General features: G+C 61.0%; 11 protein-coding genes and 2 tRNA genes. 10 read left to right on the forward strand and 3 right to left on the reverse strand.

Features of this window, described 5'->3' with window-relative positions:
* Together rnpA and rpmH are read right to left on the reverse strand one after the other, a co-directional pair.
* Positions 1 to 327, reverse strand: a 327-nt coding sequence (rnpA, locus tag ACI1US_RS10145) for a ribonuclease P protein component (RefSeq protein WP_461640163.1), incomplete at its 3' end; no start/stop codon positions are given.
* Between the two features lie 20 nt (positions 328 to 347).
* Positions 348 to 485, reverse strand: coding sequence for a 50S ribosomal protein L34 (gene rpmH / locus ACI1US_RS10150; RefSeq protein ID WP_416549988.1), 138 nt, complete (start codon positions 483 to 485; stop codon positions 348 to 350).
* A 276-nt stretch (positions 486 to 761) separates the two neighbouring features.
* Between rpmH and dnaA the strand changes: the two genes are divergently transcribed.
* The 9 genes from dnaA to ACI1US_RS10195 all read left to right on the forward strand — a co-directional run bounded on the left by dnaA (position 762) and on the right by ACI1US_RS10195 (position 10,724).
* Complete coding sequence (dnaA, locus tag ACI1US_RS10155) at positions 762 to 2,180, forward strand: chromosomal replication initiator protein DnaA (RefSeq protein ID WP_461640165.1); 1,419 nt, start codon at positions 762 to 764, stop codon at positions 2,178 to 2,180.
* 346 nt (positions 2,181 to 2,526) lie between these two features.
* Complete coding sequence (dnaN, locus tag ACI1US_RS10160; RefSeq protein WP_461640167.1) at positions 2,527 to 3,669, forward strand: DNA polymerase III subunit beta; 1,143 nt, start codon at positions 2,527 to 2,529, stop codon at positions 3,667 to 3,669.
* A 3-nt stretch (positions 3,670 to 3,672) separates the two neighbouring features.
* Positions 3,673 to 4,854, forward strand: a complete 1,182-nt coding sequence (recF, locus tag ACI1US_RS10165) for a DNA replication/repair protein RecF (protein WP_461640169.1) — start codon at positions 3,673 to 3,675, stop codon at positions 4,852 to 4,854.
* Positions 4,855 to 5,005: 151 nt separating this feature from the next.
* Positions 5,006 to 5,335, forward strand: coding sequence for a DciA family protein (locus tag ACI1US_RS10170; protein WP_461640171.1), 330 nt, complete (start codon positions 5,006 to 5,008; stop codon positions 5,333 to 5,335).
* A 173-nt stretch (positions 5,336 to 5,508) separates the two neighbouring features.
* Positions 5,509 to 7,500 carry a DNA topoisomerase (ATP-hydrolyzing) subunit B gene (gene gyrB / locus ACI1US_RS10175; protein WP_416549990.1) on the forward strand — a complete coding sequence of 664 codons (1,992 nt, stop codon included), beginning with the start codon at positions 5,509 to 5,511 and terminating at the stop codon, positions 7,498 to 7,500.
* A gap of 49 nt (positions 7,501 to 7,549) precedes the next feature.
* Positions 7,550 to 10,066 (forward strand): DNA gyrase subunit A, encoded by a 2,517-nt coding sequence (gyrA, locus tag ACI1US_RS10180; protein ID WP_416549992.1) that lies wholly within the window; start codon positions 7,550 to 7,552, stop codon positions 10,064 to 10,066.
* Entirely contained in the window at positions 10,059 to 10,466 is a 408-nt protein-coding gene (locus ACI1US_RS10185; protein WP_416549991.1) for a DUF3566 domain-containing protein, read from the forward strand. The genes gyrA and ACI1US_RS10185 overlap by 8 nt, the downstream gene beginning before the upstream one ends.
* A gap of 64 nt (positions 10,467 to 10,530) precedes the next feature.
* Positions 10,531 to 10,604 (forward strand) — tRNA-Ile (locus ACI1US_RS10190).
* A 47-nt stretch (positions 10,605 to 10,651) separates the two neighbouring features.
* Positions 10,652 to 10,724 (forward strand) — tRNA-Ala (locus ACI1US_RS10195).
* Between the two features lie 346 nt (positions 10,725 to 11,070).
* Here ACI1US_RS10195 and ACI1US_RS10200 read toward each other — a convergent pair.
* Positions 11,071 to 12,258: a thiolase family protein gene (locus ACI1US_RS10200; RefSeq protein ID WP_461640174.1), complete on the reverse strand. Its 1,188-nt coding sequence runs from the start codon at positions 12,256 to 12,258 to the stop codon at positions 11,071 to 11,073.
* Positions 12,259 to 12,509: 251 nt separating this feature from the next.
* Here ACI1US_RS10200 and ACI1US_RS10205 point away from each other — a divergent pair, with 251 nt between their 5' ends.
* Positions 12,510 to 14,042, forward strand: a complete 1,533-nt coding sequence (locus tag ACI1US_RS10205) for a CoA-acylating methylmalonate-semialdehyde dehydrogenase (protein ID WP_461640176.1) — start codon at positions 12,510 to 12,512, stop codon at positions 14,040 to 14,042.
* Positions 14,043 to 14,047 lie beyond the last annotated feature (5 nt).

The following is a 14,047-nucleotide window of genomic DNA, read 5'->3' on the forward strand; positions in this document are numbered from 1 at the left end:
TGCCCGCAGCATTTCTCTGCGGAGCTCCGCGAAAGAAGCCTCCGCGGCTCTTGGCAGCGCACGAAATACGACATCCACGCCGGTCACTCCGTCGCGGATGAACTCATCTGAGATGCTCTTCATTCGGCGCCGCACGAGGTTTCTCGTTACTGCGTTGCCGACTGCCTTCGAGATGATGTACCCGAAACGAGGTGCCTCCTGACGAGGATCATCGCTGGAACGACGAACCGCGTAGGTAATGCACATTGCACCACCTACGCGGTTCCCGGTTCTCACAACTCGGCGATAGTCCTCGCCACGAGTCACACGATGATGCCTTGCCGGCATGATGACTCGCTGGCCAGAAACTAAGCGGAAAGCTTGGTGCGGCCCTTGCCACGGCGAGCCGTGATGATGGCGCGGCCTGCGCGGGTGCGCATGCGGGCACGGAAACCGTGGACCTTCGCGCGACGGCGGTTATTGGGCTGGAAGGTACGCTTGCTCATAGTTCAGACTCCGTGACTTTATGGTGTGAATCCCCAGAGTCATGCCCCGGGAAAGTCGGCTTTTGGGCAAGCGAGAAAGGAGCTGCTGCCCATACAAGGTACTTACTTTACGCCGATATTTGTCACCAGTCAAAGCCGGACTTCCCAGAGTTGCTTATGACGACCTTCTTGCCTGTGGATAATGTGCGTGTAAGCGCAGAGAATCCGCGCCAATGGTTACACTTAGCTGTGGATAACCTCGCCCGAATGACAATCGTGACGCACAAGAAGAAGTAGATGTCTGACGAAGAACTGAACGAACTCTGGGAAGAGATTAAGCGCCATGTGAACGCTGATCTCTCCGTTGGGCCCGTCTATGGGGCGCAGTTACTGCTCGCGACCCCACGCGGCGTCGCAGCGGGCACCCTGTATCTCGCTGTGCAAACAGATTTCACCCTAAAGCTGCTTGACGGGCGCCTGCGCCCACCGATCATGGCCGCGCTCGCGGGCATAACGACCGCCGAGAGCATCAATAACTTCGTGGTGATCGTCGATGAGGATGCGGTGCCGGCCCCAGAGCCAGAAGCCTCGGAACGCCACGATTTCTCGATCCCCTCGGTGTCCCGCCCCGAGCGGCCGATCCAGGAGCCGCGCAGCCGACACGCGGCGGCCGCTCCCTTTGAGGATCCGCATCTTAACGAGAAGTACGATTTCGACTCCTTCGTCATCGGCCAGTCCAACAGGCTCGCGCACGCTGCGGCTCTCGCTGTGTCTGAATCTCCTGCTCAGTCCTATAATCCGCTGTTTATCTACGGCGATTCCGGGCTCGGCAAGACGCACCTGTTGCACGCCATCGGGCACTATTCGCGTGAGCTGTTTCCCGAGATTCGGGTACGGTACGTGAGCTCTGAAGACTTCACCAACGACTTCATCAACTCGATTGCGAACAACCAGGGCGCACAGTTTCAAGATCGTTACCGCAACGTCGATGTGCTGCTGGTTGACGATATTCAGTTCCTTGAGGGCAAGGCAGAGACACAGGAAGCCTTCTTCCACACCTTCAACACGCTGCACAGCCACAACAAGCAGGTCGTCATCACCAGTGATGTGCAGCCGAAGCAGCTTCGCGGCTTTGAGGAGCGCATCACCTCCCGATTCGAGTGGGGGCTGCTGACGGATATCCAGGCGCCTGACCTTGAGACGCGTATCGCGATCCTCCGAAAGAAGGCGCAGCGCGAACACCTTGACGTCGACGACGCAATTCTCGAGTTCATTGCCTCAAAGTTCTCATCGAATATCCGCGAGCTTGAGGGCACCCTCATTCGCGTGACCGCCTACGCAAACCTCAACCGTCAGCGAATTGATATGCCGCTCGTCAAGACGGTGCTTAAAGACCTCATTTCGATCGACAGTGACAATGAGGTGCAGCCAACGGACATCATCAACCGAACCGCTGAGTACTTCGATCTGTCGATCGACGAGCTCTACGGCCCCTCGCGCGCACAGCAGATCGCCCTTGCCCGACAGATCGCGATGTACCTCTGCCGCGAACTCACCCAGCTGTCGCTCCCAAAGATCGGCCAGCTCTTCGGTGGGCGCGATCACACGACCGTCATGTACGCGCACAAGAAGATCGCGCAGCTCATCACGGAGCGCCGTTCGGTGTACAACCAGGTCAGTGAACTCACCACGAGAGTAAGGCAACACGGCCGATAATCATCCACAGCCCACAGGCGTCTGTGGATAACTGGGGATAACTTCCAAAATATGTGGACGAGGAGGGGGCACCCTGTGGAATCAGGTGAAATTGACAGATCCCCGTCATCATGCCGATCTACAGCTATCCACCGCTTGCAAACAAGTCACACCGGTGTAGTTTTCATACGCCGTATGGAATGTTGCGAGTTATCCACAGTTTCCACAGGGCTTATTACTATTACAAGTTTTCTTAATTCTTGTAAGCCACTCAATCACGCTCCGCTCCGCGCCCCGGTTTCACCAAACCCCAAGGTGTGCAAAGATTGTGGAGCTGACGCCACAAGCGTCAATGAAGGGATGAGACATGCGATTCACCGTTAACCGGGACGTGTTCAGCGACGCTGTGTCGTTTGCGGTGAAGTTGCTTCCTCAGCGCCCGACACAACCACTGCTCAGCGGTGTGCTGCTTCACGCTGAAGATTCCGAACTCACAATTTCTTCGTTTGACTACGAAGTTTCGGCCCGCACCGGCGTTGTCGCAGAAGTCAGCGATGCCGGCCGTGCTCTGGTCTCTGGAAGACTGCTCGGCGAAATTGCTCAGCGCCTGCCGCACTCAGACGTGCAGGTGTCGTTGCTCGAGAGCCGTGTCGAGGTGCGCTGCGGCAGTGCTTCGTTCAGCTTGCCGGCAATGCCAGTCGAGGAGTACCCACAGGTTCCCGTCGTCGACGCGATCTCTGGCGCCGTCCCTGCGCAGGACTTCTCAGATGCAGTTTCGCAGGTCTCCCTCGCCGCTTCGAAGGATGACGTCACCCCGGTAATCACCGGTGTCCAGTTCGAAGTGAGCGAGAATTCGCTCACGCTCACCGCCACTGACCGCTACCGCGTAGCAACCCGCGGCATCGACTGGGAAGATCGTGGCGCCGGAGAGCACCTTAGCGCGCTCGTACCCTCCAAGATCGTGACCGAGGTTGGAAAGACCTTCGCTCACGACGGCGAGGTACGCATCACGATTGTGAAGGACGGCGAGCGGGAGCTCATCGCGTTCACTGGCGGAAACAAGACGGTCACGTCGCTCCTGATCAAGGGAAATTACCCTCCGGTCGGACGCCTCTTCCCCGAAAACGTAGATAACTACGCGGTCGTGAACACTGCAGAGCTCATTGAAGCCGTTGGCCGAGTAGGACTCGTGCTTGAGCGCGAAGCAGCGCTCCGCTTCTCCTTCGCTGAAGGCGCCGTCATGCTTGAAGCTGCCGGCACTGAGTCTGCCCAGGCAGTCGAGAGCGTGGATGTGCACCTCCTCGGTGACGAGATGGTGGTTTCCCTGAAGCCACAGTTCCTGCTTGACGGGCTTCGGTCGACACACTCTGAGTTTGCCCGGATCGCCTTCACGCGCACGGACAACCCAGGAAAGCCCGGGCCCGTTCTCATCACGAGCCAGCGCAGCAAGGACGAAGCAGACGACGCCAGTTTCCGCTACTTGCTGCAGCCCAACCTGCTGCTGCGGTAGTCGATGCGGGTCGCTCACCTTTCGCTTGGCGACTTCCGTAACTACAAGGCGGCCGAGCTTGAACTGCATGCCGGCGCCAACCTCATAGTCGGGCGAAACGGCCAGGGGAAGACGAACCTCGTTGAGGCAATTTCCTACTTTGCGACGCTGCGTTCCCACCGGGTGTCAGCAGACTCAGCAATGATTCGCGCGGGTTCGCCCGCTGCTATCCTCCGCATGCGAGTTGCTGCGGGGGAGCGTGATGTTGTGCTTGAAACTCAGCTCAACAGGGTGGGAGCGAATAGGTCTCAGGTCAACGGCAACCAGGTGCGCGCTCGCGAGCTCACACGGTGGTTCACCTCGGTGATGTTTGCGCCTGAAGACCTCAGCATTGTTCGTGGGGATCCTGCCGGACGCCGTCGGTTTCTCGATGACGCACTGATTGCGCGCTTGCCCGTAGCTTCCGGAGTGATCGCGGACTACGAGCGTGTCGTGCGCCAGCGAACTTCTCTGTTGAAGTCCGCGCGTAGCGCCGGTCGGGGGAGTGCTGCAGTGCTCGCGACACTTGAGGTCTGGGATGATCAGCTTATTGAGCACGGTGTCAGGATCATGCTTGCGCGGCAGGAGCTTGTGCGTGACCTCGAGGCGCCACTTGCTGCGGCGTATACCGCGCTCGTGGGGGAGGATCACGGCCCACGGCTTTCTCTCAATGAGTCAGTGCACGAGGCCCAACGGGAAGTTTCACGTGAAACAGTCCGGGGATCCGCTCCCGGGGCGCCGATCGTTTCACGTGAAACACTCACTGACCAGTTCCGTGATGCACTGCTGCAGGTGCGGGGTAAGGAGCTCGAGCGTGGGGTGACCCTCGTGGGGCCGCATCGCGATGACTTGGAGCTTGAGCTGAATCGCCTCCCCGTGCGTGGGTACGCAAGTCACGGAGAGTCGTGGTCTTTCGCCCTGGCGTTGAAGATTGCTCTTGCCACGGTAATCCGCGAGGAGTCCCCCGCGGGGGATCCGGTCATTATCCTCGATGACGTGTTCGCGGAGCTCGACCGGGGGAGGCGTGAGCGGCTCATGGCGGTTGTCAGCGAGTTTGAGCAGGTCATCGTGACAGCCGCAGTCGAGGGGGACGTGCCCGAGGGGCTTTCGTGGAACCGTATCGAGGTTGCTGCCGGTGAGTTGACGCAGCGGGGCGACGATGGCTGAACCTGGCGATAGTTTCGCGACGGCAGCATACCTCCGGGCGAAGACGGTATGGCGCGGAAAGATCCAACGGCGCAAACGCCGGCGAGACGATGAGGCGGGGGGACTGTCCAAACCCTTCGGGGGAGGGCGAGATCCGAGGGCCCTGGGCACCGTGCTCGACTCGATTGTTGCGGACATGGGGTGGTCGAGCGAGCTCGAGCAGGCCAAAATCATTGAGGATTGGCCGGTATTTGTGGGCGAGGCGACCGCCGAGCACACAACGGTCATTGGTATCCGTGACGGCGTCCTTGAGATTCAATGTGATTCGACGACCTGGGCGACCGAGCTGCGTCGGCTCAGAGCCGAAATGCTCACCCGTCTCCTCACTGAATACCCAGATGCCGAGATTCGTGATCTACGATTTCGCGCTCCGGGGGCGCCGAGCTGGCGTCACGGCCCGCGCGTTGTGCGCGGAAGAGGCCCCCGCGACACCTACGGGTAGCCCGAATTCCAATCTGGCTGTGATCTCGTATTTATCTGGGGACGATCCATCAAAAAAATCGCATGCCAGCGCCCGCAAAAGCCGTTCTGCGGGCCGATTCTTGATAGACTTGTGTAGAAGTGTGCCTAGGCTAAAAATGGCCCGCGGTAAACCGGGAGAGTGTGCATCACAATATGACTTTAGAACAGACTGCGGCGGAAGAATACGGCGCCGGAGAGATCCAGGTCCTTGAGGGGCTCGACGCCGTTCGCAAGCGTCCCGGCATGTACATCGGCTCAACAGGTCCACGCGGTCTACACCACCTGGTGTACGAGATTGTCGACAACTCAGTCGATGAAGCCCTCGCGGGGCACTGCGACACGATCAACATTACGATTCTGCAGGACGGCGCCGTCCGTGTTGTCGATAACGGGCGTGGCATTCCGGTAGACATGCACCCCACTGAGGGGCGCTCGACCGTCGAAGTCGTGCTCACCGTCCTCCACGCCGGCGGCAAGTTCGGCGGCGGGGGATATGCCGTGTCTGGTGGACTCCACGGTGTCGGCTCATCCGTCGTGAACGCGCTCTCGAGCAAGTTTGATGTTTCGGTGAAGCGCCAAGGTTTCACGTGGAACATGTCGTTCACGAACTCCGTGCCTGATGCTCCGCTCGCGAAGGGGGAGCCCACCGACGAGACCGGGACGACAATTACGTTCTGGCCGAGCGACGAGATCTTCGAGACCGTCGACTTCGATTACGGCACACTGCGCACGCGCTTTCAGCAGATGGCGTTCCTGAATAAGGGCCTGAAGATCACCCTCTCGGACGAGCGCCCGCAGGAGCCCGTCGAGAACGAGAGCGGAGAGCTCGTCCAGCCGAAGCCACTGAGCGATGAGTTCATGTATGAGCGAGGCATTCAGGACTACGTTGAGTATCTGAACAAGGCAAAGCGCGCGGAGCTCGTCAACGAAGAGATCATCTCCTTCGAACTCGAGGACACTGAGCGAAAGATCTCGGCGGAAATCGCGATGCAGTGGACGACGTCGTACTCCGAAAGCGTTCACACCTACGCGAACACGATCAACACGCATGAGGGCGGCACCCACGAAGAGGGGTTCCGGGCCGCACTCACGACGCTCGTCAACCGCTACGCCCGTGAAAAGAACATTATTCGCGAAAAGGACGACAACCTCTCCGGCGAGGACGTGCGCGAGGGGCTGACGGCTGTCGTCTCGGTGAAGCTCGGCGAACCGCAGTTCGAGGGTCAGACCAAGACGAAGCTCGGAAACACCGAGGCAAAGGCATTTGTCCAGAAGGTTGTTGGCGACCAGCTGGGGGATTGGTTCGAGCGCAACCCAGGGCCCGCCAAGGACATTATCCGGAAGTCCATTCAGGCAGCCACCGCAAGGCTTGCGGCGCGCAAAGCGCGCGAGACGGCCAGGCGCAAGGGGTTGCTCGAGTCGGGCGGCATGCCCGGAAAGCTCTCTGACTGCACGAGCAAAGATCCCGTAGTCTCAGAAATTTTCATCGTGGAGGGCGACTCGGCAGGCGGCTCGGCGAAGACGGGTAGAAACCCTGAAACGCAGGCAATTCTCCCGCTCAGAGGCAAGATCCTCAACGTGGAGAAGGCCCGTCTCGACCGTGCTCTCGGCAACGCTGAAGTCCAGGCAATGATCACGGCGTTCGGCGCCGGCATTGGCGAAGACTTCGATCCCGAGAAGGTTCGGTACCACAAGATCGTGCTCATGGCCGACGCCGACGTCGACGGCCAGCACATCACTACCCTGCTCCTCACCCTGCTCTTCCGGTACATGCGACCCCTTATCGATCTGGGCTACGTGTACCTCGCGCAGCCCCCGCTCTACCGCATCAAGTGGACAAACGCTGAGCACGAGTATGTGTACAGCGACGCTGAGCGAGATCAGCAGCTGCAGGCAGGTGCCTCAGCGGGCCGCCGCCTCCAGAAGGAGAGCGGTGTACAGCGCTACAAGGGCCTGGGCGAGATGAACCACGAGGAATTGTGGGACACGACGATGAACCCGGACACCCGCACGCTGTTGCAAGTGACCATGGACGATGCGGCCGTAGCCGACGAGGTTTTCTCCACCCTGATGGGCGAAGACGTCGAGGCACGCCGCAGCTTTATTCAGCAGAACGCGAAGGACGTGCGCTTCCTTGACATCTGAGAACAACACCCCAGAAGACGCAAACGAAGAGACCGACTTCGACTCGGGCTTGGTTGCGAACCACGGTCGTATCGACCAGGTTGAGCTGAACGTTGAGATGCAGCGTTCGTACCTCGATTACGCCATGAGTGTGATCGTGGGCCGTGCGCTGCCCGACGTGCGTGACGGGCTGAAGCCCGTGCACCGGCGCGTGATTTACACGATGTACGACGGGGGATACCGCCCGGACAAGGCGTTCTCGAAGTGCACCCGTGTGATCGGCGACGTGATGGGGCAGTTCCACCCGCACGGTGACACGGCGGTCTACGACTCGCTCGTGCGACTCGTGCAGCCATGGTCACTGCGGTACCCGCTCGCGCTTGGACAGGGAAACTTCGGTTCCCCCGGTAACGACGGCGCCGCTGCGCACCGTTACACCGAGACGAAAATGTCCCCGCTGGCCATGGAAATGGTACGCGACATTGACGAAGACACCGTCGATTTCCAGGACAACTATGACGGCCGAACTCAGGAGCCGACCGTGCTTACAGCGCGGTTCCCGAACCTCCTGGTGAATGGCTCGGTCGGTATTGCCGTAGGTATGGCGACGAACATTCCGCCGCACAACCTCCGGGAGGTTGCCGCTGGTGCAAAATGGCACCTCGAAAACCCTGATGCGAGCCGTGAAGAGCTGTTTGAGGCGCTCATGGAGCGTATTTCCGGCCCAGATTTCCCCACAGGGGCCCAGATCCTCGGCACGAGCGGCATTCGTGACGCGTACCGCACAGGTCGCGGATCGATCAAGATGCGCGCAGTCGTCACGATCGAGGAGATTCAGGGACGCACCTGCCTCGTCGTCACCGAGTTGCCCTATCAGGTGAACCCCGACAACCTGGCGATGAAGATTGCCGAACTGGTGAAGGACGGCAAAGTCCAGGGGATTGCGGATATCCGCGATGAGACGAGTGGCCGCACGGGCCAGCGTCTTGTCGTTGTGCTCAAGCGCGACGCCATTCCGAAGGTCGTGCTGAACAACCTGTACAAGCACACACAGCTGCAGGAAAACTTCGGCGCCAACATGCTTGCGATCGTTGACGGTGTGCCCCGCACGCTCGCCATCGACGGCTTCATCACGTACTGGGTGAAGCACCAGGTTGAGGTCATTGTGCGCCGCACGCAGTTCCGGCTGCAGAAGGCCGAAGCCGAGGCACATATTCAGCGTGGCTACCTCAAGGCGCTCGACGCGCTCGACGAGGTTATCGCCCTGATCAGGCGTTCTTCAACGGTCGAGGACGCTCGCGAGGGTCTTATGACCCTGCTCGACGTCGACCAGATTCAGGCAGACGCGATCCTCGCAATGCAGCTGCGACGACTCGCTGCGCTCGAGCGCCAGAAGATTCTGGATCTCGCAGCAAAGCTCGAAGCCCAGATCAAGGAGTACGAGGGGATCCTCGCATCGCCCGAACTCCAGCGCGGCATCATTATCGAAGAGCTGGACGAGGTCGTTGGCCGCTACGGCGACGATCGTCGCACCACGATCATGCACGGCTACGACGGCGACATGTCGATGGAAGACCTCATTCCCGAAGAGGAAATGGTCATCACCGTGACCCGCGGCGGCTACGTCAAGCGGACGCGAATCGACAACTACCGCTCACAGCATCGCGGAGGTAAGGGAGTGCGCGGGGCTCAGCTGCGCGCCGATGACATTGTCGAGCACTTCTTTGTCACTACGACACACCACTGGCTGCTGTTCTTCACGAACACCGGGCGCGTGTACCGGGCAAAAACCTACGAAGTTGCCGAGGGCGGCCGCGATGCGAAGGGCCAGCACCTCGCAAACCTTCTCGCGCTCGCGCCGGACGAGCAGGTCACACAGATCCTCGACATCAAGCAGTACGATGATGCGAGTTATCTGCTGCTCGCTACGCGTGACGGCCTCGTAAAGAAGACTCCGCTCACCGAGTACGACACGAACCGTACGGGTGGCATCATCGCGATCAAGCTGCGCGAGGGTGACGAGCTTGTACAGGCACTGATCGCCGGAGCCGAAGATGACATCCTGCTCATTTCGAGGCAGGGTATGTCGATCCGATTTACCGCCACTGATCAGGCACTTCGACCGATGGGCCGATCCACCAGTGGCGTGCGCGGCATGAACTTCCGCGAGGGCGATGCCCTGCTCGCAGCGTCACGCTTGAGCGACGATGAGGGCTATGTCTTCGTCGTCACTGAGGGCGGCTACGCGAAGCGCACTGCGGTGAATGAGTACCGCGTGCAGCAGCGCGGCGGCTACGGCATCAAGGTTGCCAAGCTCGATGAAAACCGTGGCGATCTCGCCGGCGGATTCATCGTCGACGAGGGCGACGAGGTTCTTGTTGTGCTTGCGAGCGGTAAGGTAGTTCGATCCGGTGTCGCAGAGGTGCCGGCGAAGGGACGAAACACCATGGGAGTGGTGTTCGCTCGCTTCCCAGAAGGGGATCGTATTATTGGGATCGCCCGAAACGCCGAACGCGGTATCGACGATGGGGACTCGGAGGAGTCCGACGCGGAGAACTCCGTAGACAAGGAAGACGTGAATGAGTAACACAGTCGCAGATAGGCTCGCGAAGAAGACCCGGAAGAAAGCTCCGGCGAAACAGGTTCGCCTGAAGCTCGTATACGTTGACTTCTGGTCGGCAGTGAAGTTCTCCTTCCTGGTGTCGATCTGTCTTGCGATTATTGGGATCGTTACGTCGATTCTCGTCTACGTCGTACTGCAGACAACCGGCGTATTCGGGCGAATCGATGCGCTCTTCATGGACATCGTCGGCGACGAGGCCAGCCTGATGAACTACATCGGCTTCCCGCAGGTCGCGTTCTTCTCGGTCGTTGTTGGCGTGCTCAACACCATCGTTGGAACTGCGCTCGGGGCAATTGCTTCGCTCATTTACAACCTGCTTGTGCGGGTGCTCGGAGGCTTCCAGCTAGGTTTTTCGAGCAATTAGGCTAGAAACTGGCATTTCGATTTCGTATTCTTCATCGGAACCGGTAATGTTATTTCTTGGTCAAGGGGCTATAGCTCAGGTGGTTAGAGCGCTTCACTGATAATGAAGAGGTCCCAGGTTCAAGTCCTGGTAGCCCCACTGGATTTCATGAAAATCGCCAAAGGCGATAGACTGAAAGCCATAACGGGTCCTTAACTCAGTTGGTAGAGTGCCTGCTTTGCAAGCAGGATGTCGGGAGTTCGATTCTCCCAGGATCCACAACAAAATACAGAAAAGCCCCGCGATGAGCGGGGCTTTTCTGCTTCACGCGGCCTGGTGCCTTGCGGCCTGGTGCCTTGCGGCCTGGTGCCTTGCGGCCTGGTGCCTTGCGGCCTGGTGCCTTGCGGCATGGTGCCTTGCGGGGGAGCCACCCCGGGCACCCTCACTGACCCTATTCATTCATTCCGACCCTTGCGAGGGCCGAAAACAGGTCGGAATAGATTAAACGGGGGCCATAGGGTGCAGGCGCGGCACCAATGCTGGGGCACTCACGGCACTCACGGCACTCACGGCAGTCAGCGCCCTCAGGGCACTCAGCGCCCACAGAGTGCCCCGAACGGGCCCGCTACGCCTCCCAGCGACGCAGCAGCGCGGCGAGTGCTTGGCCGCCGCCGATGCACATCGACACGATGGCGTGGTCGTGGCCGCGGCGCTGCAGATCCATCGCGGTTCGAAGCGTAAGAATCGCTCCCGTTGCCCCGACCGGGTGCCCGAGCGCGATGGCGCCGCCGTAGGGGTTGGTGCGTGCCGGGTCGAGGCCCGAATCGCGGATCACAGCGATCGCCTGCGAGGCGAAGGCCTCGTTCATTTCGGTGTGGCCGATATCGGCGGGGGTGAGACCGGTCTGCTCGAACAGCTTCGCGAGCGCAAGCGTGGGCGCGTAGCCCATGATCTCGGGCTCGATGCCGGCGGTCGTGACCGCTTCGATCGTCGCAAGCGCAGTCAGACCGCGCTCACGTACGTCGGATTCGCGCATGAGCACTACGGCGGCGGCGCCGTCGTTGATGCCGGAGGCGTTGCCAGCCGTCACAGACCCACCCTCCCGGAAGGCTGGGCGAAGCCCCGCGAGTACTTCCGCGGTCGTGTCGGGCTTGGGGTGCTCATCGACCGATACGGTGACAGGCTTTCGGCCGGAGGTGGTGACCGGCACGATCTCCTCGGCAAATACGGCCTGCGACTCGGGCAACGCTGCGCGTCGCTGGCTTTCGACGGCGAAGGCATCCTGCTCTTCGCGGCTCACCCCGTACCGCTCTGCGACGTTCTCGGCCGTCGTTCCCATGTGCTGCCCAGTAAACGGGTCGCTGAGCATTTGAAGGGTGCCGTCAACGAGCTTGCGGTCGCCCAGGCGGTCGTTAAAGCGCGCGTTGTAGTCGTAGAAGGGGAGCCTCGTCATGTTCTCGTCGCCGCCGGCAACAACGACGTCAACGCCGCCCCACAGCAGCTGCTGTGCGCCTGACCAGATCGCCTGAAGGCCTGAGCCGCACAACCGGTTCACGGTGAAGGCCGGCACGCGGGTGTGGAGGCCCGCGCCGAGGGCGACCCGCCTCGCGTTGTAGGCATCCGCGCCGATCTGTCCGATGTTGCCCATCACGACCTCGCCGACCTCTTCGGCGCCGATGCCGGCGCGCGTTAGCGCCTCGCGTACAGCGATGGCGCCGAGCTCGTGGGCTTCGGTGTCGCGAAATGCCTTGCCGAAGCTCCCAATGGGGGTGCGTGCTCCGGCAACGATGGCGATTCTCTCGGTGGTGTTCACGGCTGTGTGGCTCCTCGCGGACGTGTGCAGCTGATGCGCGAGAACTCAAGCGCGCCAGTGCGAGATCGATGGTGGCTCTAGCATTGCAGATCCTCAGCAAACTTGGCAGTGGCCAATACTGCACACGCTCCCTACTGTCGGAGGGGCAGTGGTTGTGTTTGAACGATCGTTCGTTTAGGCTCAAGGCATTCGCGGAGGACCCCATTCGGCCCCTCGCGTTTCACTTACGCAGGCCCGAAGGAGTGCCCAATATGACTGCTGTCCTACACCCACAGGATCCAGGCGAGCCGCGTCTGCTCACCCACTTCATCGGTGGGGCGCACGTTGCCGGCACCTCCGGCCGATTCGGCGATGTCTACGACCCGAGCGTTGGTCTGGTCCAGGCGCGCGTGCCGCTCGCGAGCACCGCTGAGGTTACTGCGGCGATCGACAACGCCGCTGCCGCGCAACTCGAGTGGGCGGCGCTCAATCCTCAGCGTCGCGCGCGCGTACTGCTCCGGTTCCTCGATCTCATCGCACGTGACACCCCCGAGCTTGCGAAGATGCTGTCGCGGGAGCACGGCAAGACGGTTCCCGACGCAATCGGGGACATCCAGCGAGGCGTCGAGGTCATCGAGTTCGCCGTCGGCGGGCCGCACCTGCTGAAGGGCGACTATTCCACGGGCGTTGGCACCGGCGTCGATGTGTATTCGATGCGGCAGCCGCTCGGTGTCGTCGCGGGCATCACACCGTTTAATTTCCCAGCGATGATTCCGCTGTGGAAGGCGGGCCCCGCGCTTGCAGCAGGCAACTCCTTCATTCTCAAGCCATCTGAGCGCGACCCCTCGGTGCCGCTGCGCATCGCTGAGCTCCTGCTCGAGGCGGGGCTGCCGCCAGGGGTGTTCAACGTGGTCAATGGTGACAAGGAAGCGGTCGACGCGCTGTTGCACGACGACCGCGTGCGCGCGATCGGGTTTGTCGGATCCACGCCTATCGCCCAGTACATCTACGAGACCGCCGCGATGCAGGGCAAGCGTGCCCAGTGCTTCGGCGGCGCGAAGAACCACATGATCGTCATGCCCGACGCTGACCTTGACCAGGTTGCCGACGCGCTGATCGGAGCCGGTTACGGCTCAGCGGGCGAGCGCTGCATGGCGATCTCGGTCGCGGTTCCCGTTGGTAAGGAAACCGCTGACGCACTCGCCGAGAAACTCACCGAACGCGTGAAGGAGCTCCGGATCGGGCCGGCGCTCGACGAGACCGCTGACTACGGCCCGCTCGTCTCTGCCGAGGCGAAGGCTCGGGTCGAACACTTCATTCAGGTCGGAATCGACGAGGGGGCCACGTTGCTCGCGGATGGGCGCGGCCACGTCGTGCCTGGCTACGAGAACGGTTTCTTCTTGGGGCCGACGCTGTTTGACCACGTCACCCCCAGCATGCAGATCTATCTCGAGGAGATTTTCGGCCCGGTACTCGTCATGACCCGAGCGGACACCTACGAGGAGGCGCTCGCGCTCGCGAGCGATCACGAGTACGGCAACGGCGTCGCGATCTTCACCCGCGACGGCGACACCGCGCGCGATTTCACGGCCCGGGTCAACGTGGGCATGGTCGGCGTGAACGTGCCGATCCCCGTTCCCATCGCGTACCACACCTTCGGTGGCTGGAAGCGCTCGGGCTTTGGCGACCTGAACCAGCACGGGCCAGATGCGTTCCGCTTCTACACGAAGACCAAGACGGTCACGAGCCGTTGGCCATCAGGCACGAAAGAGGGAGCGAGCTTCGTTATCCCGACGATGGAGTAGCACGC

It is taken from the genome of Leucobacter sp. BZR 635 (assembly GCF_048061935.2).
In the GTDB taxonomy this organism is placed as follows: Bacteria; Actinomycetota; Actinomycetes; order Actinomycetales; family Microbacteriaceae; genus Leucobacter.

Excerpts from the sequence above, each read along its gene's own strand:
- rpmH (WP_416549988.1), bottom strand. The coding sequence starts at position 485 with ATGAGCAAGCGTACCTTCCAGCCCAATAACCGCCGTCGCGCGAAGGTC.
- dnaA (WP_461640165.1), top strand. The coding sequence starts at position 762 with ATGTCTGACGAAGAACTGAACGAACTCTGGGAAGAGATTAAGCGCCAT.
- dnaN (WP_461640167.1), top strand. The coding sequence starts at position 2,527 with ATGCGATTCACCGTTAACCGGGACGTGTTCAGCGACGCTGTGTCGTTT.
- recF (WP_461640169.1), top strand. The coding sequence starts at position 3,673 with ATGCGGGTCGCTCACCTTTCGCTTGGCGACTTCCGTAACTACAAGGCG.
- gyrB (WP_416549990.1), top strand. The coding sequence starts at position 5,509 with ATGACTTTAGAACAGACTGCGGCGGAAGAATACGGCGCCGGAGAGATC.
- ACI1US_RS10185 (WP_416549991.1), top strand. The coding sequence starts at position 10,059 with ATGAGTAACACAGTCGCAGATAGGCTCGCGAAGAAGACCCGGAAGAAA.
- ACI1US_RS10205 (WP_461640176.1), top strand. The coding sequence starts at position 12,510 with ATGACTGCTGTCCTACACCCACAGGATCCAGGCGAGCCGCGTCTGCTC.